Here is a 20,214-nt window from a genome sequence, read left to right on the forward strand (position 1 = left end):
ACAACCTCTTCAGGCAATACCTTTCTCATGCGTCCAGCCCGCGCCCTCGTCGATCTTCAAGCCCTGCGTCACAACTACCAGTTGGCCCGCGAAAGCGCCGGTGCGAAAGCGCTCGCCGTGATCAAGGCCGACGCCTATGGCCATGGGGCCGTGCGTGTCGCGCAGGCGCTGGAGGCGATGGCGGACGGGTTTGCAGTGGCCTGCATCGAAGAGGCGCTGGAGCTGCGTGCCGCCGGTATCACAGCGCCCATCCTGTTACTTGAAGGCTTTTTCGAGGCCGACGAGCTGGCGCTGATCGCCCGGCATGACTTGTGGACGGTCGTCCATTCGACATGGCAACTGGAAGCGGTCGAGCAGGCACGTCTTGCCAGGCCCGTCACGGTTTGGCTCAAGCTGGACACGGGCATGCATCGGGTAGGCCTGGATCCGTCGGAGTACCGCAGCGCGTATCAACGTCTGCTGGCAACCGGCAAGGTGGCCAGGATTGTGCTGATGAGCCACTTTTCGCGTGCTGACGAATTGAACTGTTCGACCAGCGATGATCAGGTCGCGGTGTTCGATGCGGCCCGTCAGGGGCTCGCTGCCGAGACCAGTCTGAAAAATTCGCCCGCCGTGCTGGGCTGGCCGACGATTCACAGCGACTGGGTACGGCCCGGCATCATGCTCTATGGCGCCACGCCGTTTGGTGAGTCGCAGCCGCTGGCGGATCGCCTGCAGCCGGTCATGACCCTGGAGTCGAAGATCATCAGTGTCCGCGAACTGGCCGCAGGTGAGCCTGTGGGTTATGGCGCCACCTTCGTGACGGATCGTCCTTCACGCATCGGCGTCGTGGCCATGGGTTACGCCGACGGTTACCCGCGTCAGGCACCGACCGGAACACCGGTATTCATCGAGGGTCAGCCCTCAAGAATCGTAGGCCGGGTGTCCATGGACATGCTCGGCGTCGACCTGACGGGTCTACCTCAGGCAGGTCTGGGCAGCCGCGTCGAACTCTGGGGCAAGAACGTGCTGGCCAGCGATGTCGCCGCACACGCGGGCACCATTCCCTATCAGATATTCTGCAATCTGCGCCGAGTGCCACGGGTCTATTCCGAAAGCTGAGACGTTGTCTTGACGTCTGCCCATCGCCGATAACACCAAAGTTCCGGTCGCCGGTCGAGTGTTGTAAATATCGAACGCTGTGCCATCATGGCGTTCATAACAACTTGACCTGACTGAATCCGGGGGAATACCGCATTGGACGTGGGTGAACGACTGCAATCGATCCGCAAGCTCAAGGGCCTGTCCCAGCGTGAACTCGCCAAGCGTGCAGGCGTGACCAACAGCACCATTTCCATGATCGAGAAAAACAGCGTCAGCCCGTCGATCAGTTCCCTGCGCAAGGTGCTGGGCGGTATTCCCATGTCGATGGTCGAATTCTTCTCCGAAGAGATCGAAGCCGAGAACCCGACTCAGGTGGTTTACAAAGCCAGCGAACTGATCGATATCTCGGACGGTGCCGTGACCATGAAACTGGTCGGCAAGTCGCACCAGGGCCGCGCCATCGCCTTTCTCACCGAGACCTACCCGCCGGGTGCCGACACGGGCGAGGAAATGCTGGTTCATGAGGGTGAAGAAACCGGCATCGTCGTTGAAGGACGCCTGGAACTGGTAGTCGGGCTGGACACTTACGTCCTCGAAGTCGGCGACAGCTATTACTTTGAAAGCACCCGTCCGCACCGTTTTCGCAATCCGTTCGACGCCCCGGCGCGACTGATCAGCGCAGCCACCCCTGCCAACTTCTGACCGCCGTTGATCCGCAGCCCGTGCTTTCAGGCGCTTTGCGGCGTTCTGGCGGTGGATCATGTTCGTCGCCGAAGGCACCTTTCCGACTGCGTGTGCATTTCAGCCCCGTCAGCTGGCCGCTATACTTTTTCAGCCTGCCAGCCTGTTCCCGCAGGTGTGACCCAGTCTCCTCGAGGGCGTTCGCGTGAACCTGACAAACAAGCTTCTGGCCGTCGCTGCGGCGCTGGCGTTCTGGGCACTCAACGCGCAGGCGGCGAGCAATGAAGAGATCGCCAGGCGACTCGATCCGGTCGGGCAGGTCTGTATTCAGGGCAAGGAGTGTCCCGGAGTGCAGGTCGCAGGTTCTGCCAGCGCGGGCGGTCCCAGATCAGCGGACGATGTGATCGCCAAACACTGCAACGTCTGCCACAGCGGCGTCATGCCCAATGCGCCGAAAATTGGCGACACCGCCGCCTGGACCGAGCGAGCCGGAAAAGAAGGTGGCCTGGACGGCCTGCTGGCCAAGGCCATCACTGGCATCAACGCCATGCCGCCCAAGGGCACGTGTGGTGATTGCTCTGATGAAGACCTCAAGGCTGCCATTCAGAAAATGTCGGGGTTGAAGTAATTATTTCTGGCTGCTGATCGAGTCGATGTTCCGGGCTCGCCGGTTAACACAGGTTTCGCAGTAGATAGCGGATTGTGGGAAGCGGCTTGCCGGCGATGACGTCAGCCCAGTCACTGATACGGCGCTGCAGAGACCGCCTCGCCAGCAAGCCGCCTCCCACAGGGTGTCTGTTCAGTCAGCGATTGTTGTTCTGGCTCTGGAGCGGGCGCAGAGCATGAAACGATCAAATCGCACGCCACGCAGCACTTTCCCGCCCGCACCTGTCCAAGCTGCAACCAATAACAAATCAGGAGAGCTGGGATGCCGCAGTCCTGTTCCATCGAGCAAGCCGTTGATCACGTTCTTTCGCAGTTGCCCGAGCACATTCACCTCGGCATGCCGCTTGGGCTGGGCAAGCCCAATCGTTTCGTCAACGCGCTGTATCAACGGATCAGTGAATTGCCCGAGCGGCGGCTGACGATCTACACCGCGTTGAGCCTGGGTCGGCCGACACCGGGTGAAGGCTTGCAGGCGCGCTTTCTCGAGCCGTTTCTGGAACGCACTTTCGGTGATTATCCCGAACTCGATTATCTGGCTGCACTGCGCCGCGACAACCTGCCGGACAACATCCGTGTTCAGCAGTTCTTCATGCAGCCAGGCAGCCTGCTCAACAGCGAGTCTGCCCAGCAGGATTATGTCAGCAGCAATTACAGCCACGCCGCCCGCGACATCAATGCCTGTGGCCTGAACCTCATCGCGCAACTGGTGGCGCATGACGATCAACGGCCCGGCAAGTTGAGCCTCAGTTGCAACCCGGACGTAACCCTCGACCTGCTGCCGATGATCGCCAAGCGCCGTGCAGCCGGCGAAACCATTCTGATACTTGGGCAGGTACACAGTGACTTGCCCTACATGCCCGGAGATTCGGAGCTGGATAGCGTGGCGTTCGACCTGCTGCTGGATGAAGAAGAACACAGCACGTTGTTTTCCACCCCGAATATGCCGGTGGGCTATCAGGACCATTTGATCGGCCTGCATGCCAGTACCCTCGTGCGTGACGGCGGCACGCTGCAGATCGGCATCGGCTCGATGGGCGATGCGCTGACCGGCGCATTGCTGGCCCGTCAGGCGGATAACGAAACCTGGCGCGCCTTGCTGGCCGAGTTGAACATGAGCAACTGGCAGACCCTGATTGACCGTGAAGGCGGGATGCAACCCTTTGCCAGCGGTCTGTACGGTTGCAGCGAAATGTTCGTCAACGGTCTGCTGGTGCTGGCCGATGCCGGGATCATTCGGCGTAAGGTGTACCCCGACGCCGAGCTGCAGCGGCTGGCCAACATGGGCACGCTGGATGAAAACGCTCATCCCGATGGTGTGGTGGTGCACGGTGGATTTTTCCTCGGCCCGACCAGCTTCTACGAGCGACTGCGCGAGTTGCCTGCCGAGCGCCTGGCGCAGTTCAACATGACCGCCATCAGCTACATCAACGAACTGTACGGCCACGAAGAACTCAAGCGCTTGCAGCGTCGTGATGCGCGGTTCATCAACAGTGCCTTCACCGTCACACTGATGGGCGCTGCAGTGGCCGATCAGCTGGAAGATGGACGTGTCATCAGTGGTGTAGGCGGGCAGTACAACTTTGTGGCGCAGGCCCACGCACTGGAGGACGCCCGTTCGATCCTGATGCTGCGCAGCTGGCGGGAGTCGGGCGGCGAGACCACGTCCAATATCGTCTGGGCATACGGCCACACAACCATCCCCCGACACCTGCGCGACATCGTCGTGACCGAATATGGCATCGCCGATTTGCGTGGCCAGACTGATGCGACCGTTATCGAGCGTCTGTTGAACATCAGCGACTCGCGCTTCCAGAGCGGCCTGATAGAGCAGGCGCAAAAGGCCGGAAAGTTGCCGAAGAACTTCAGCCTGGATCCGCGCTTCACGCAGAATACGCCTGAGCGTTTGCAGGACATTGCTTCACGCTATCCGGCGCTGTTCACCGAATACCCGCTGGGCTCCGACTTCTCCGCACAGGAGCGCGACCTGCTGAGGGCGCTGAACTGGCTCAAGGGCAAATTCAAGATCACCGAGATTCTGGAGCTGGGCAAAGCCACCCTCGATGCGCCGGAGCCGGGTGCCTATAGGGAACATCTGCAACGCATGCAGCTTGATCAGCCGCAGGGATTGCGCGAAGAGCTGTATCAAAGGCTTCTGCTGGCCGGATTGCAGAATACGGCTATCTCATGATCGTCGTTCCCACTCCGGCGTGATGACGCCACCCACACAGAGCGACGCGCACGATCATCAGCCGTGCAGCGCTGAGACCGCCAGCATGCCTGCCGCAATGATCCCGCAGCCGGCAAACAACTGCTGCAACCTGGGGCCTGCCAGGTAGTGTGAGATCTGCCTGCCCGCCAGCAGGCCGATCAGCGCGCCCAGTGCAAACGGCAGTCCGACGCCCCAGTGCATCACCCCGCTCAGCGAGGCTGTAACGACGCTGCCGGTCGATACCAGAGCAATCACCGCCAGCGATGTGGCCATGACACTTTTCATATCCAGGTCGGTGTAGCGCGTCAGTGCAGGCACAATCACGAAACCGCCGCCCACGCCGAGCAGGCCGGACAGCAGCCCCGAGCCGATGCCGGTCAGCGTCAACGCCCGCAGGCACGGCATGGTCCAGCGCAATCGTCCTTGCAACGGATTGAGTACGCAGGGCAGCACGTCGGCACGCGGGGCGGGTTTACCGTTGCGCAGTTCGCGTTGGGCCCTGAGCAGCATGCGCGTGCAGGCATACAGCAACACGGCCGAAAAAATCAGCGCCAGCGGTGCATTGGGCAGATGATGGGCCAGCCACAACCCCAGCGGCGCCAGCACGACGCCGATCCCCGCGATATAAGCCGCAGCGCGATAACGCACGATGCCCTGACGCAAACCCAACACTGCGCCCACACCGGCCGCCATGCCCACGGCCAGTAAACCGACCGGTGCCGCCTCGACAATTGACAGCCCCAGCCCGAACACCAGCAACGGCACGGCGAGAATACCGCCGCCCGCGCCAGTCAGCGCCAGTACTGCACCGATGATCGCGCCGAGCGCCGTGCCCAACAGTTGATGTTCATCCATGTTCGGCAGCGGCCTTTTTCGGTTTCGCCAGCCACTCGCGACCCTTGAGCATGCCGTGCCAATACAGCGGCGGCAGCACGCGCTCCTTCAGCCACCAGGCCAGACGGCTGGGCTGGCGTCCGTTGAGCAGCCATTGCGGAAAACTCGGCGCGACTTTCCCGCCATACAGAAATTCGGCGAGCACGATCCTGCCTTTCTCGACCGTCAGCGGGCATGAGCCATAACCGTCGTAGACAACCGGGTCAGCCAGGCGCCCCATCGCCACCAGCACGTTATGGGCAACCACGGGCGCCTGCTTTCGGGCCGCCGCTGCGGTCTTGGCGTTGCTGGTGTTAGTGGCATCACCCAAGCCATGCACATTGGCGAACTGCTTATGACGAAGCGTGGCCGGATCCACGTCCACCCAACCTGCTGCATCCGCCAACGGGCTGGTGCGAATGAAATCCGGAGCGGTCTGTGGCGGCACGACGTGCAGCATCTCGAAGCCCTGCTCGACGCGTTCACTGACCCCGTCAGGCCCTGTACGGACAAAGGTTGCGCGTTTGCCGGGGCCATCGACCGCGACCAGCCTGTGGCTGAACTGGAGATCGATGGCGTAGCGATCGACATATTTCATGAGGGCCGGAATGTAGTCCGCCACGCCAAACAGCGCGGCTCCTGCGTTGAAGAACTGTGTCTTTATCTGCTCCTGACGACCCGCCTTGCGCCAGTGATCGCAGGACAGGTACATGGCTTTTTGCGGCGCACCCGCACATTTGATAGGCATCGGTGGCTGGGTGAACAGTGCGCGGCCTTGCTTCAGGTTCTGCACCAGCTTCCACGTGTAGGGCGCCAGATCGTAACGGTAGTTGGAGGTCACGCCGTTGCTGCCCAGCGTTTCGACCAGCCCGTCGATGGCGGCCCAGTCCAGCTTGAGCCCAGGGCAGACCACCAATTGCTGATAACCGAGCGTGCGGCCGTCCTGCAGCGTCAGGCTGTTGAGCTGCGGTTCGAAACTCGCCACGGCGACCTTGATCCATTGCACGTCATCGGGCATCAGCGACGCCATGCTGCGGGCGGTGGCTTCGGGCGAGAAGATGCCTGCCCCGACCAGGGTCCAGCCAGGCTGGTAATAGTGCGTGTCGGCCGGGTCGACGAGCGTGATGTTCAATGTCTTGTCGCGGGCGAGCAGGCTCGCTGCCGTCGAGATACCGGCAGCGCCGGCCCCGACGATCAGGATCTGGCAGGAAGCGTTTGAGGCAGTCATTGCAGAAGTCCGGAGCTGGCTGGGTTCAGAGGGAGTTGAGCGGGATTTTCAGGTAGCGCACGCCGTTGTCTTCAGGTTCGGGAAGGTGACCGCAGCGCATGTTGACCTGCACCGAGGGCAGCATGAGGACTGGCATTTCCAGCGTTGCATCACGGGCTTCGCGCATGCTGACGAAGGCGTCCTCATCGATGCCGTCACGTACATGAATGTTGCTGGCGCGTTGTTCGGCCACGGTGGTCATGTACTTGAGTTCCCGGCCTCCCGGCAGGTAGTCGTGGCACATGAACAGCAGGGTCTGCGGCGGCAGGTCCAGAAGCCTGCGGATCGAGCGGTACAGCGTGCGTGCACTGGCTCCGGGGAAGTCGCAGCGGGCGGTGCCGTAGTCGGGCATGAATAGCGTATCGCCGACGAAGGCTACCGTCTGACCGCCGATCTCGACCAGGTAGCTCATGCACGCCGGGGTGTGACCCGGTGTGTGCAGCGCGCGGGCTTGCAGCGAACCAATGGAGAATGTCGCGCCATCGTCCAGCAGGACGTCGAACTGGCTGCCATTGCGGGCGAAGTCGGCCGGGGCGTTGAACAGCGCGCCGAAGGTTTCCTGAACCTGGGTAATGTGCCGACCGATTGCGATCTGCCCGGTCAGGTGTTCCTTCAGGTAGGCCGCCGCGGACATGTGATCGGCGTGTACGTGGGTTTCCAGGATCCACTGCACCGAGGCCTGCAAGGCCCGTACGCGGCCGATCATCCGGTCAGCAGAGGCGGTGTGAGTACGTCCGGATTTGGGATCGTAATCGAGCACGCTGTCGATGATTGCGCACTGTTTGCCATGCAGGTCCATCACCAGGTAACTGACGGTACAGGTCTGGCTGTCGAACAGCGCTTCGACATAGAGCGTTTCACCGATGATCATCTTCAAATCTCCTGACTGTAAATCGCGCGTACCCGCAGTGGCAGGCAAGGCGGTTGGCAGTTTCGTTAGCTACTACAAGTAGCATGCCAACCAGAGCGAGAGCAGGCTCGGATCCTTTATTTGGAGTGCTTTCATCGGATTGAGGCAGAGAGTTTTATGGGTCTGCTGTCGACGTTGCTGCCACTTTCTGGCAGTGAAGTGGCAGTGATTGGCAGCATCTGGCAGCCCGATGGGATAAGCTTCACCACGCTCACCCTGCGTCCAGAATCGGAAACCTCATGTCCCTCATCGCCACCGACTCACCTGGCAGCCGCATGCGGTCACTGGTGTCCTACCTTGAACACGATGCGCGTCCCACCATCGTGCTCGACACCGACTACAACATCATCGCAGCCAACACCGCCTACCAGCGTCAATTCGGGGTCGAGGGCGTGCCGCATGTGGGCGAAAAGTGCTATCGGGTGTCGCATCAATACGCGGTGCCCTGCGATCAGGCCGGTGAGCACTGCCCCATGCGCAAGGCGCATGAAACCAGGCTGCCGGAGCGCCTTCTGCATATCCATCACACCCCGCGTGGCCCGGAGCATGTGGATGTTGAGTTGCGTCCGATCCTGGGCGATCAGGGCGAGGTGATTGCCTATGTAGAGCGACTGAGTTCGGTGGCCGTGGCGTCGGTTCAGCCCCAGCGGCACGGGCTGGTCGGTCGCTGCGCCGCGTTCAAAGAGGTTCTGGCGGCACTGCAACGCGCCGCGCCCGCGCAGATTCCGGTATTGCTGCAAGGTGAGTCCGGCACCGGCAAGGAGCTGTTCGCTCGCGCTCTGCACGCCAGCAGCTCGCGCTCTGCCGGACCGCTGGTGGTCGTGGACTGCACCGGGCTGACCGAAACGCTGTTGGAGAGCGAGCTGTTCGGCTATGAAAAGGGCGCATTCACCGGAGCCTTGCAACGCAAGACCGGCTTGGCCGAAGCGGCCCACGGCGGCACATTGTTTCTCGACGAGATAGGTGAGGTGCCATTGGCCATGCAGGTCAAGCTGCTGAGGCTGATCGAGTCGGGCAGCTTCCGGCCGGTAGGTAGTCTGAGAACGGTGCATTCGGACTTCCGGCTGGTGACCGCAACTCACAAACCGCTCAAGGACATGGTGGCTGAGGGTACTTTCCGGCAGGACCTGTTCTATCGCATCAGCGCTTTCCCGATCCGCCTGCCCGCTCTGCGCGAGCGTACCGATGATTTGGCGCTGCTGATCGACAGCCTGTTGCAGCGCGGCTCGCAAGGGGCGGTGCCGCGTATCGATCCCGAAGCCATGAAACGGCTGCGGCTGTACAGCTACCCCGGCAATATTCGCGAGCTGCGCAATATTCTCGACCGCGCCCGGTTGTTCACCGACGACGGGGTGATTCGCGTGCAGGACCTGCCCGACGAAGTCCGTGGGCACAGCGAGGCGGTTCGTGTTCTGCATCGCCGTCAGGACGACGGGCTGGAAAAGCTTGCGCACGCCCTCAGCGTATTTCAGGGCTCACGCAGCGAGCTGGCAAAAGAGCTGGGGTTGAGCGAGCGCACCCTGTATCGACGGTTGCGCGCGCTCGGCGTGCTGAACTGAACCCTGTTATTTGAAGGTGACGACGCCGTCAGCCAGCGATTCGACCCGCGCCAGCGACTCGACGCGATAACCCTGCGCGTCCAGCTCGGCGCGGCCGCCCTGAAAGGACTTCTCGATCACGATGCCCAGTCCGGCAACGGTGGCGCCTGCTTGCTTGATGATTGAAATCAGCGCCTGCGAGGCTTTGCCGTTGGCCAGAAAGTCATCAATGATCAGCACATGGTCGTCGCTGCTCAAGTGACGCGGCGAGATCGCGACAGTGCTTTCGACCTGTTTGGTGAACGAGTACACCGTGGCCGACAGCAGGTTTTCAGTCAGGGTCAACGACTGATGCTTGCGCGCGAAGATCACCGGCACACCCATGTTCAGGCCCGCCATGACCGCTGGCGCGATGCCCGACGCTTCGATGGTGACGATCTTGGTAACGCCCGCGTCTGCGAACAGCCGGGCGAACTCATCGCCAATGGCCTTCATCAACGCAGGGTCGATCTGATGGTTGAGGAACGCATCGACCTTCAGGACCTGGTCGGACAGTACGATGCCTTCTTCGCGAATCTTCTTGTGCAGTGCTTCCACTTCGGTTCCTTGGGTGCGCCATTGCGCAATAAATGATCGATTCTTGTGCCGGTCAGCGCTTCAGCATGGCGCGGATATCCGCCAGGGCCGTGTTGCCGCGTACCGCCTTGACTTCAGTCGGGGTGTCGTCGTTACCTTCCCAGGCCAGGTCGTCAGGCGGCAATTCATCGAGAAAACGGCTGGGTGCGCAGTCGATGATCTCGCCGTACTGCTTGCGCTTGGCAGCGAAAGTGAAGGCCAGGGTCTGGCGCGCACGGGTGATGCCCACGTAGGCCAGGCGACGCTCTTCTTCGATGGTGTCGGCTTCGATGCTGGAACGGTGAGGCAGAATTTCTTCTTCCATGCCCATGATGAATACATAGGGAAACTCAAGGCCCTTGGACGCGTGCAAGGTCATCATCTGCACACCTTCGGCACCGTCTTCCTCTTCCTGCTGACGTTCGAGCATGTCGCGCAGGACCAGCTTGCCGATGGCTTCCTCAATGGTCATACCGCCTTCTTCGTCCTTCTCCAGCGTGTTCTTCAACGCTTCGATCAGAAACCAGACGTTACTCATGCGGTAATCGGCGGCTTTCTCGCTGGAGCTGTTCTGACGCAGCCAGTTTTCGTAATCGATGTCCATCACCATGCTGCGTAGCGCGGCGATAGGGTCGTTCTGCGCACATTGCTGGCGCACGCCATCCATCCAGCGTTTGAAGCGTTGCAGGCGGTCGGTGAAACGGCTGTCCAGATGCTCGCCCAGACCGATTTCGTCGGTGGCGGCGTACATCGAAATCTTGCGCTCGGTGGCGTAGTTGCCAAGTTTTTCCAGCGTGGTCGAGCCGATTTCCCGACGCGGCACGTTGATGACCCGCAAAAAGGCGTTGTCATCGTCCGGGTTCACGAGCAGGCGGAAATAGGCCATCAGGTCTTTCACTTCCTGACGGCCGAAGAAGCTGTTGCCACCTGACAGGCGATACGGAATCTGATGGTGCTGAAGTTTCAGCTCGATCAGCTTGGCCTGATAGTTACCGCGGTACAGGATCGCAAAGTCGCTGTAAGGCCGGTCGGTGCGCAGATGCAGGGTGAGAATTTCCACGGCGACGCGCTCGGCCTCGGCGTCTTCGTTACGGCAGCGGATAACCCGGATCTCGTCGCCGTGGCCCATCTCGGACCAGAGCTGTTTCTCGAATTCGTGCGGGTTGTTGGAAATCAGTACGTTGGCGCAGCGCAGGATGCGGCTGGTGGAGCGGTAGTTCTGCTCCAGCATCACCACTTTCAACGACGGGTAGTCGTCCTTGAGCAGCATCAGGTTTTCCGGCCGTGCGCCGCGCCAGGCGTAGATCGACTGGTCGTCGTCGCCCACCACGGTGAACTGATGCCGCGTACCGATCAGCAGCTTGACCAGCAGGTACTGGCTGGCGTTGGTGTCCTGATATTCGTCCACCAGCAGGTAGCGGACCTTGTTCTGCCACTTTTCCAGAATGTCGGCGTGTTCCTGGAACAGCTTCACCGGCAGCAGGATCAGGTCGTCGAAGTCCACCGCGTTGTACGCCTTGAGCGTGCGCTGATAGTGGGTGTAGACAATGGCGGCGGTCTGCTCCTTGGGGTTGCGCGAGTTTTCCAGCGCTTCGGCGGGCAGGATCAAGTCGTTTTTCCAGGCGCCGATCATGTTCTTGATTTCGTCGACGCCGTCGTCGCCCGAATACTCTTTCTGCATGATGTCGGTCATCAACGCCTTGACGTCGGCCTCGTCAAAGATCGAGAAGCCCGGCTTGTAACCCAGCCGCGTGTGCTCCTTGCGGATGACATTGAGGCCCAGGTTGTGGAACGTCGAGACGGTCAGGCCGCGTCCTTCACCCGCCCTGAGCAGCGTGCCGACACGCTCCTTCATCTCGCGCGCGGCCTTGTTGGTAAAGGTCATGGCGACGATGTACTGGGCCTTGATGCCGCAGTTCTGGATCAGGTGCGCGATCTTGCGCGTGATCACGCTGGTTTTGCCGGAGCCTGCACCGGCGAGCACCAAAAGAGGGCCGCCGACGTAGTTCACCGCTTCCTGTTGCCGGGGATTGAGTCGGGACATGACGGTCTGAAAGGTCGCTTTCGAAAAGGTCGGGCATTTTAGCAGGCCCGCAGGTTTCATGCGGCGGTCATCGTAGAAAGGTCGTAACGGCTATCTAATTTCTGCTTTTTTGTTACATTTGCGCCGCAGCGCGAAGAGAAGTGTATTCGTTGCGTTCCCGAGGGAGCGTGATCATCGTTTTTTCCTTTGAACTTAGGAAGTTAGATTGCCTACGCCTGTCGAACCCCTGCGGTTGCTTTTGCTGACGCAAGAGCCATCCTGGCAGACGCTGTTGAGCGGTTGTCTGACTGACCCGGGCAATGCCGTCACGTTATTGCACGCTTGCGACTGGCAGGTGTTCAGTGCCCGGTACGGCAACGAGCGCAATACGGTGCTGTTCACCACCCCCGGTCTGCAGCCGCCCACCGGCAGTTGCACCTTGCCAATGGTGGTGCTGCTCGACGAAGCGCCTGTGGTCGACCCGACCGGCGTCAATGACTGGCTGGTACGCGATGCGCTGACGGACGATACCCTTCGTCGCTGCCTTCGGCACGTTCGTGAGCGTAGCCGTCTTGAAGAAAACCTGCAGCGTCTGGCCGGACAGGACACGCTGACCGGGATTGCCAACCGGCAGGGGTTTCAGGCCATGCTGGCCGCACGTCTAGCCGGTGGCAGCCAGCTGGCGCTCGGCCATCTGGACCTGGACGACTTTCGCCGCGCCAATGACGCCTTGGGTTATCAGGCTGGCGACCGGCTGATTCTGCAGGTCGTGGCGCGGGTGAAGAACCAGCTTCAGGCCGGTGACCAGGTCGCTCGGCTGGGAGGCGACGAATTCGCTCTGCTGATCGACACCCATCAAGACGCCAGACGGGCGACGCAAGTGGCCGAGCGCATCACCGATGCGTTGGCCGAGCCTTACTGGATCGGTGGTGAAAGTCTGCTGCTGGGCTGCAGTCTTGGCATCGCTCATTCGCAGGCCGAAGCGGGCGCCGACTCGCTGATGTGGCACGCGCACATCGCCATGCGCCAAGCCAAGAGCCTCAATGGCTGCACGTTTCACGTGTTCGACGACAGCATCAATCGCAACGCCCGCAGCCTGACGGACCTGGAAGGTGAGTTACGCCGTGGTCTGCGCCGCGACGAGCTGGAGCTGCATTACCAGCCCCGGCTGTGTCTGGGTACTGGCCGGATTGTCGGCCTGGAAGCGCTGGTACGCTGGCGGCATCCCGAGCGGGGGCTGCTGTCTCCCGACGAGTTCGTACCGCTGGCCGAGCAAAGCGGACTGATCGTGCCGCTGGGTTACTGGGTTATCTTCCGCGCCCTGAGCGACATGCAAGTGCTCCGCGAACAGGGTTTCGCGCCACTGCACATGGCGATCAACCTTTCGTTTCGGCAGTTTCAGGACAGCCAGTTACTGGCAACCCTGAGCCGGCTGATCGCTCAGCACAACATCGACGCCCACTGGCTGGAATTCGAACTGACCGAAACCGCCGTCATGCGCCGCAGCGATCAGGTCCGGCAGACCATGGACGCCCTCGGACGTCTTGGCGTGCGTTTCTCGCTGGATGACTTCGGTACCGGTTACTCGTCCTTCATGCACCTCAACAGCCTGCCGATCACGCTGCTGAAGATCGACAAGAGCTTTGTGGGTGAAATGGAAACCCGTGAGGAAAACCGCAAGCTGGTGCACGCGATGATCAATCTGGCGCACAACCTGAGTCTGGAGGTGGTTGCCGAAGGCGTCGAAACGCCGGGACAACTGGCGCTGTTGCGCGGTTTTGCCTGTGATCAATTGCAGGGTTACCTGATCAGCAGGCCGTTGCCGATGCCACAACTGGTGGAATGGCTGAAATCGGACGCGAGTCGCTGCGAAGCGTCCCGCCAGCCGGCGTCTTCCTGACGCGTCAGCCCATCACAGTCTCGCCGACCGGGTGTTTGCGCAGCAGCCTTGCGGTTTTCCATTCGAACGCCCCGGTGAGCGCGACCGCCGAGCAGAGCAGGCCCAGCGCCAGACCCCACCACACGCCCAGAGCCCCGCCGTCGGCGGAAAAACCCAGCAGCCACGCCGCAGGTGCCGCGATCAGCCAATAGCAGAGCAGGCCGACCAGAAAGGTCGTGCGCGCATCCTTGAGCCCACGAATCGCACCCATCGCAATGGTCTGCGTACCGTCGAAAAACTCGAACCAGGCCGCGATGGCCAGCAAATGCACGGCCATGACCACAATGTCGGCGAACGCCGGGTCGTTGATGTCCAGAAACAGTCCGATGATCTGATGCGGTGCCAGCCAGAACAACAGGCCGAACAACAGCATCACTGTGCCGCCGAAACCGATTCCGAGACGTCCTGCGGTGCGGGCCATGAGCATGTTGCCCGCGCCGTAATGCTGGCCGATGCGCATGGTCACAGCGTAGGAAATGCCGACCGGCACCATAAAGGCCATGGACACCGTCTGCAGCGCAATCTGGTGCGCCGCCATCTGGGTGCTGCCCATCGCGCCCATGCAGAACGCCGCAAAAGTGAACAGCCCGACTTCCACCGCATAGGTCCCGCCGATCGGCAGACCCAGACGCCACAGTTCGGCCAGATGGCTGCGTGACAGCTTCGACAGGCCTTTGCGAATCGGATACGCCGCATAGGCCGGGTGTCGACCAATGTGCAACGCCAGCGCAAGCGCCATGCAGTTGGTAACGATGGCCGTGACCAGACCGATGCCCATCAGGCCCAGGTTGGGCAGGCCGAACCATTGATGGATCAGCACGTAGTTGAGCGCGTAATTGGCGACAGCCCCGATCAGGCTGATGGTCATCACCGGACGCGCCCGACCCAGCGCGCTGGTGAAGCCGCGCAGGGCCATGAAACTGAGCAGTCCGGGCAGGGCCAGCGGCAGGGTGATCAAAAATTGAGCGGCCATGTGCACGTTGGCTTCGGCCTGGCCGAACTGCAGCAGGATGGGTTCCAGATTCCACAGAATCAGCGCCGCGACCAGGGCCATGCCCCAGGCCAGCCAGAGCCCGGCTTGCGTCAACCGGGCCGCGCCTTCGGAGTCGCCTGCGCCGTGACGAATGGAAACCAGCGTGCCGACAGCAGCCATCACGCCCACGCAGAAAAACGAGATGAAGTTGTAGGTGGCCGCGCCGAGACCACCGCCCGCCAGGGCTTCAGGGCCGATCTTGCCCATCATCACCGTATCGGTGAACACCATCAGCATGTGCGCCATCTGCGAAGCGATCAGCGGCCCGGCCAGGCGCAGGATGATCCAGAGTTCTTTGAGGGCAGGCTGTTGCATGGACGATGCTCGACGGCGAAAGGACTGATGAGCGGCGTATTGTCAGCATTCGAGGTGAAAAGCACAAAGCGATAAATCCGATGCTCAGCATGATTAAAACTCATGCGAATAACATTTACAGTAAAGTAGTCGTCCGGCCTGTCAGGAAAGCCCGCATGTCTCGTCGTCTCCCTCCTCTTTATGCGTTGCGTGCGTTCGAAGCTGCGGCCCGGCATACCTCGTTCACCCGCGCAGCTGAAGAGCTGTCCATTACCCAGAGTGCGGTCAGTCGGCACATCCGCACGCTGGAGGAGCACTTTGCCTGCCGATTGTTTCAGCGCAACGGGCGCAACCTGCAACTGACCGAATCGGCGCGTGCTTTGTTACCGGGTGTGCGGGACGGCTTTCTGGCCCTTGAACGCGCCTGCAGCACCTTGCAGACGGAAGAGGGAATCCTGCGCATGAAGGCACCGTCGACCCTGACTATGCGCTGGCTGCTGGCGCGCCTCAGTCGTTTTCGTCATCTTCAGGTCGGGAATGAAGTGCAGTTGACCAGCGCCTGGATGGACATCGATGCGGTGGACTTCGCGCAGGAACCGTTCGACTGCGCGATCCTGCTCAGTCATGGTCACTTTCCGACAGACTGGGAAGCCACTCTGTTGTTTCCGGAATGGCTGATACCGGTCGGTGCGCCAACTTTGTTGCAGGATCCACCGTGGAACGTCGAGCGGCTGGCCAAGGCCGAGCTGCTGCACCCAACGCCGGATCGGCGTGACTGGCGCACCTGGCTTAACCGAATGGGATTGGCAGACAAGGTATCGCTCAAGGGTGGTCAGGTGTTCGACACGCTTGAGCTGGGGATGATTGCAGCAGCACGCGGTTATGGCGTATCGATGGGCGATTTGTTGATGGTCGCGGAAGACGTTGCGCAGGCCAGACTCAGCCTGCCGTGGCGAACTGCGGTGGCCAGTGGCGAAAATTATTATCTGGTCTGGCCGCGTACAAGGCCCGGAGTAGAGCGCTTGAGGCGTCTGAGCGATTTTTTGCAGGCAGAAGTCAAGGCAATGGAATTGCCCTTAGTTGAAATTTTGCACTAATACGCCTCGCGTAGTGCGAAAATGCCATCTTTACTAATGCCCACGCAAGATACTCAAGTATCGTTCTTGCTGGCCGAAGCACTGCCTAAGAACCGTTTATTCAAAACGGTACAACATCTAACTAACGTTTGCTGAACGATGGAGCCAAGGATCTGGCGATAATCATTCGGTCTGGAGCCTTTATGTCCAAGCCCCGCACCCGGATTGCTACGCAACTTGGTATCGCCCTGGCAGTGATCCTGGCAGTCGTCATCAGCGGCAGTACGCTTTTTGCGTTGAGATCCCTGGATGCATCCAACCTGGTCATCCGTGAGGAGCACATGTCCAGTGAAGCACGCCTGCTCGCCGATCAGCTCAACACCTTCCACAGCACTTTGCGTGACAGCACGCAGCGCCTGAGCGGGTTGTTCGAAAAGCGCTTTGCGGTCGGCCTGACCCTGCAGGCCGACAAACCGGTGACCGTGGCAGGCACTCAAACGCCCGGCCTGTTCCTGCGTGACACGGCGCTGAATAATGACTTCACCGAAGTGGACGAGTTCCGTCGGATGACAGCCGGTGTGGCAACAATTTTCGTGCGCAGCGGCGATGATTTCATTCGCATCAGCACCTCGTTGAGCAAGCAGGACGGTACACGCGCCATCGGCACGCTGCTGGACCGCAAGGCGCCTGCCTATGATCGCCTGATGTCCGGTCAGGGCTACGTGGGCAAGGCGGTGTTGTTCGATCGCTATTACATGACCCAGTACAGCCCGGTTCGCGACAGCAGCGGCAAGATCATCGCAGCGCTGTTCGTAGGCTTCGATTACACCGATGCCCAGAAAACCCAGTTCGACGACCTGAAAAACTTCCGCATCGGCACCACCGGTTCACTGGCACTGCTGGACGACAAAGGCACCTGGCTCGTCCCGCCTGCTGGCATCCAGTCGCCTGAAGGCGCTGCCAAAGCCGTCGCCGATCTGGCCAGCAAACCGGGCAAGGCCCAGTTCTGGAATGACGGCAAACAGGACTTCTACAGTGTCGGCCAGCCATTCGCAGGCGGTCCATGGACCGTCATTGCCAGCATGCCGGGCGATGAAATCAGCGCTGTGACCTGGGACGTCGGCACGCAACTGGCTATCGGCAGCCTGCTGGCGATGCTCATTGCCGTCATCAGCGCCATCTGGCTGCTGCGCAGCAAACTGCGTCCACTTTCCGAACTGGTTCGCCAGGCCGATGAGTTGGGTGCGGGCAACCTGAGCGTGCGCCTGAACATCACCAGCAACGACGAAATCGGTCAGTTGTCGGGCAGCTTCAACAAGATGAGTGAAGCGCTTTCTTCGATGGTGTCGCACATCCGCACCGCCGCGCAGGAAGTCAGTACCCGTGCCCACGCCTTGTCCGGCCTGTCCGGCGGCGCTTACGAAGGCATGGAGCAGCAGTCCGGCGAGATCACCAGCATGGCGGGCGCCGTTGAAGAGTTCAGCGCAACGTCGATGAACATCGCCGACAACATGAGCAACACCGAACGGCTGGCACAGGACAACGCGCAACAGACGCGTATTGGCCGCACCTCCATGGAAGAAGCCTCCTCGTCGCTGCAACAGATCGCCACCTCGCTGAGCAGCACTGCGACCGTGATCGACACCCTGGGCCAGCGCTCTCAGGAAATCGGCAGCATCGTCGGCGTGATCACCTCGATTGCCGACCAGACCAACCTGCTGGCCCTCAACGCCGCCATTGAAGCCGCACGCGCTGGTGAACAGGGTCGCGGTTTTGCCGTGGTTGCCGATGAAGTCCGCAGCCTGGCTTCGCGCACCCGCAAGGCCACCGACGAAATCTCCGGCATGATCGCCAGCATCCAGCAGGAAACCGGCAACGCCATCAACACCATGCAACAAGGCAATGCGCTGATGCAGGAAGGCCTTTCGCTCAACGCCAAAGTCGCTTCGGCCCTGGCCCAGATCGACGAACAAAGCCGCTCCGCCGGCCACCAGTTCGCCGCGATCACCACCGCCACACAAGAGCAGAGCAGCACCGCCACTATGCTGAGCAGCAACCTGCAAAGCATCGCCATGGCCAACAGTGAGCAGCGCGAAGTGGTTTCCAATCTGGCCATTACCGCCGAAGAGCTGAATTCGCTGGCAGGTGAGTTGCGCAAAGAGGTTGATCGGTTTCGGTGAGGGGTAGCTTGCGTCAATCCTGATGCGATCATGCCGGTGCTGTTTACTGGCATGGTCTTTTCGGGTTTGAAAGAGTGTAGTGGTCAACTGATCCCGGACAGGACGTTAAGTTTTTTCTCGGCCTGAGCCGGTGGCAGCCCACTATTAGATGGGTGCAGTCGGATCCAGTTGTACCGGTGCATGCCCTCTCACCCACTCGCAGGTCGATACTGCAACGCCTCCGCCAGATGACCGCGATTGATCGCCTCCACCTGCTCCAGATCCGCCAGGGTCCGCGCCACTTTCAGCAGCCGATGCGCCGAGCGCAGTGATAGCGTCAAGCGTTCGCATGCCGTTTCCAGCCAGTTCTCATCAGCACTCGACAGCGCGCAATGCTGGCGCAGGGCCGGAAGGTCGAGGAAAGCATTGGCGCAGCCTTGGCGCCGATTCTGTCGGTCGCGAGCCTGCGCAACGATGGCGGCTGCACTGGCAGTCGTGTCGCCAGTCTGCGGGCCGGGATTGAGCGAGGTGGTTTCACGCGCAACGGTCAGGTGCAGGTCGATACGGTCCAGCAGCGGGCCGGACAGTTTGTTGCGGTAGCGCTGCACCTGCTCGGTGGAGCAACGGCAACGGCCTGTCGGTTCACCCAGATAACCGCATGGGCATGGATTCATCGCCGCGACCAACTGAAAACGCGCCGGAAAGCGCACCCGATCCCGCGCGCGGGAAATCACGATATGGCCGGACTCCAGCGGCTCGCGCAACACCTCCAGCACGCGCCGGTCGAACTCCGGCAACTCATCCAGAAACAGAACGCCGTGATGCGCCAACGTAATCTCGCCCGGTTGCGGACGACTGCCACCACCGACCAGCGCCGGCCCGGATGCCGAGTGGTGCGGTTGCCTGAACGGACGCTGCGGCCAATTGGTCAGCGGGACCTGGCTGGCGACCGATTGAATCGCCGCCACTTCCAGCGCTTCGTACTCATCCAGCGGCGGCAACAAACCGGGCAGTCGGCTGGCCAGCAGCGTTTTCCCTGTGCCGGGCGGACCGCTGAAAAGCAGGTTGTGCGCGCCTGCCGCAGCGACCACCAACGCACGTTTTGCAGCCGTCTGCCCCTGCACTTCGCTGAGGTCCGGGTAGGGCTTGGACTGATGCAGCAAGCCACTGGATTGATAGGGCGTAATCGGCGTGCGCCCGTTGAAATGCGCCACCAGCTCCAGCAGATGATTCACCGCGATCACCCGCAAGCCCGACGCCAGACACGCCTCCTCGGCATTAACGGCTGGCACGATCAACGTCCGCTCCGCTGCACGCGCCGCCAGTGCCGCGGGCAGCACACCCTGAATCGGCCGAATACCACCCGACAGCGCCAATTCCCCCAGGCACTCGACATCCTGCAACGCCGTCAACGGCACCTGCCCACTGGCCGCCAGCAAACCCAGCGCGATCGCCAGATCAAACCGGCCGCCATCCTTGGGCAAATCGGCAGGCGCCAGGTTGAGCGTGATACGCCGCGCCGGAAAATCCAGCCCTGAATTGAGAATGGCACTGCGCACCCGGTCCTTGCTCTCCTTGACCGCCCCCTCGGGCAACCCGACCAGCGTCAGGGTCGGCAGGCCGTTGGCCAGATGCGCTTCGACAGTAACCGCCGGGGCTTCAACCCCGACCTGGGCACGGCTATGAACAATGGCCAGCGACATGGATCATTCCTTGATATGAGCGACGGGGCGTTATCGTGCGTCATTCGAGGATGAAGGGCAGGTGGGGAATGGATACAGGGTGTTAATGAGGGCTACGGACAGGCTGAAGGCGTGAGCTCAACGTGCGTAATTGCTGTTGAGCTCA

Annotated in this window: 15 protein-coding genes; 8 read left to right on the forward strand and 7 right to left on the reverse strand. The window is 61.1% G+C overall.

Annotation, left to right across the window (positions count from 1 at the left end):
• Positions 1-27: 27 nt before the first annotated feature.
• The 4 genes from alr (at position 28) to JTJ32_RS09980 (ending at position 4,618) form a co-directional block, all read left to right on the forward strand.
• Positions 28-1,101, forward strand: coding sequence for an alanine racemase (gene alr / locus JTJ32_RS09965; protein ID WP_184322398.1), 1,074 nt, complete (start codon positions 28-30; stop codon positions 1,099-1,101).
• 135 nt (positions 1,102-1,236) lie between these two features.
• Positions 1,237-1,785: a cupin domain-containing protein gene (locus tag JTJ32_RS09970; RefSeq protein ID WP_099230856.1), complete on the forward strand. Its 549-nt coding sequence runs from the start codon at positions 1,237-1,239 to the stop codon at positions 1,783-1,785.
• A gap of 184 nt (positions 1,786-1,969) precedes the next feature.
• Positions 1,970-2,392 (forward strand): c-type cytochrome, encoded by a 423-nt coding sequence (locus JTJ32_RS09975; protein WP_210041914.1) that lies wholly within the window; start codon positions 1,970-1,972, stop codon positions 2,390-2,392.
• A gap of 300 nt (positions 2,393-2,692) precedes the next feature.
• Complete coding sequence (locus JTJ32_RS09980) at positions 2,693-4,618, forward strand: acetyl-CoA hydrolase/transferase C-terminal domain-containing protein (RefSeq protein WP_210041915.1); 1,926 nt, start codon at positions 2,693-2,695, stop codon at positions 4,616-4,618.
• Positions 4,619-4,675: 57 nt separating this feature from the next.
• On the opposite strand, the gene JTJ32_RS09985 is transcribed toward JTJ32_RS09980, so the two are convergent.
• Genes JTJ32_RS09985 through JTJ32_RS09995 form a run of 3 tightly spaced genes read right to left on the reverse strand, consistent with a single transcriptional unit; the run spans position 4,676 to position 7,650 of the window.
• Entirely contained in the window at positions 4,676-5,494 is an 819-nt protein-coding gene (locus tag JTJ32_RS09985) for a sulfite exporter TauE/SafE family protein (protein ID WP_210041916.1), read from the reverse strand.
• Positions 5,487-6,740: an NAD(P)/FAD-dependent oxidoreductase gene (locus JTJ32_RS09990; RefSeq protein ID WP_210041917.1), complete on the reverse strand. Its 1,254-nt coding sequence runs from the start codon at positions 6,738-6,740 to the stop codon at positions 5,487-5,489. Before JTJ32_RS09990 ends, JTJ32_RS09985 begins: the two co-directional genes overlap by 8 nt.
• A 25-nt stretch (positions 6,741-6,765) precedes the next feature.
• On the reverse strand, positions 6,766-7,650 hold the full coding sequence (locus tag JTJ32_RS09995) for an MBL fold metallo-hydrolase (RefSeq protein WP_210041918.1): 885 nt from the start codon (positions 7,648-7,650) through the stop codon (positions 6,766-6,768).
• A 278-nt stretch (positions 7,651-7,928) separates the two neighbouring features.
• Between JTJ32_RS09995 and JTJ32_RS10000 the strand changes: the two genes are divergently transcribed.
• Positions 7,929-9,248 carry a sigma-54 interaction domain-containing protein gene (locus tag JTJ32_RS10000; protein WP_184322392.1) on the forward strand — a complete coding sequence of 440 codons (1,320 nt, stop codon included), beginning with the start codon at positions 7,929-7,931 and terminating at the stop codon, positions 9,246-9,248.
• Between the two features lie 6 nt (positions 9,249-9,254).
• On the opposite strand, the gene JTJ32_RS10005 is transcribed toward JTJ32_RS10000, so the two are convergent.
• Entirely contained in the window at positions 9,255-9,824 is a 570-nt protein-coding gene (locus JTJ32_RS10005; protein ID WP_099230842.1) for a xanthine phosphoribosyltransferase, read from the reverse strand.
• 52 nt (positions 9,825-9,876) lie between these two features.
• On the reverse strand, positions 9,877-11,886 hold the full coding sequence (gene rep / locus JTJ32_RS10010; protein ID WP_210042202.1) for a DNA helicase Rep: 2,010 nt from the start codon (positions 11,884-11,886) through the stop codon (positions 9,877-9,879).
• A gap of 205 nt (positions 11,887-12,091) precedes the next feature.
• On the opposite strand from rep, the gene JTJ32_RS10015 reads away from it, so the two are divergent.
• Complete coding sequence (locus tag JTJ32_RS10015; protein ID WP_210041919.1) at positions 12,092-13,765, forward strand: putative bifunctional diguanylate cyclase/phosphodiesterase; 1,674 nt, start codon at positions 12,092-12,094, stop codon at positions 13,763-13,765.
• A gap of 4 nt (positions 13,766-13,769) precedes the next feature.
• On the opposite strand, the gene JTJ32_RS10020 is transcribed toward JTJ32_RS10015, so the two are convergent.
• The gene (locus tag JTJ32_RS10020; protein WP_210041920.1) at positions 13,770-15,152 is read right to left on the reverse strand and encodes a NorM family multidrug efflux MATE transporter; all 1,383 of its coding nucleotides are present in this window, start codon (positions 15,150-15,152) and stop codon (positions 13,770-13,772) included.
• A 155-nt stretch (positions 15,153-15,307) separates the two neighbouring features.
• Here JTJ32_RS10020 and JTJ32_RS10025 point away from each other — a divergent pair, with 155 nt between their 5' ends.
• Both JTJ32_RS10025 and JTJ32_RS10030 read left to right on the forward strand, forming a co-directional pair.
• Positions 15,308-16,228 (forward strand): LysR substrate-binding domain-containing protein, encoded by a 921-nt coding sequence (locus tag JTJ32_RS10025; RefSeq protein ID WP_210041921.1) that lies wholly within the window; start codon positions 15,308-15,310, stop codon positions 16,226-16,228.
• A 182-nt stretch (positions 16,229-16,410) separates the two neighbouring features.
• A complete protein-coding gene (locus JTJ32_RS10030) occupies positions 16,411-18,387 on the forward strand; it encodes a methyl-accepting chemotaxis protein (RefSeq protein WP_184322390.1) in 1,977 nt (658 codons plus the stop codon).
• A gap of 188 nt (positions 18,388-18,575) precedes the next feature.
• Here JTJ32_RS10030 and JTJ32_RS10035 read toward each other — a convergent pair whose 3' ends face one another.
• Positions 18,576-20,069, reverse strand: coding sequence for a YifB family Mg chelatase-like AAA ATPase (locus JTJ32_RS10035; RefSeq protein WP_210041923.1), 1,494 nt, complete (start codon positions 20,067-20,069; stop codon positions 18,576-18,578).
• Positions 20,070-20,214: the final 145 nt, after the last annotated feature.

The organism is Pseudomonas alliivorans, from assembly GCF_017826695.1.
In the GTDB taxonomy this organism is placed as follows: Bacteria; Pseudomonadota; Gammaproteobacteria; order Pseudomonadales; family Pseudomonadaceae; genus Aquipseudomonas; species Aquipseudomonas alliivorans.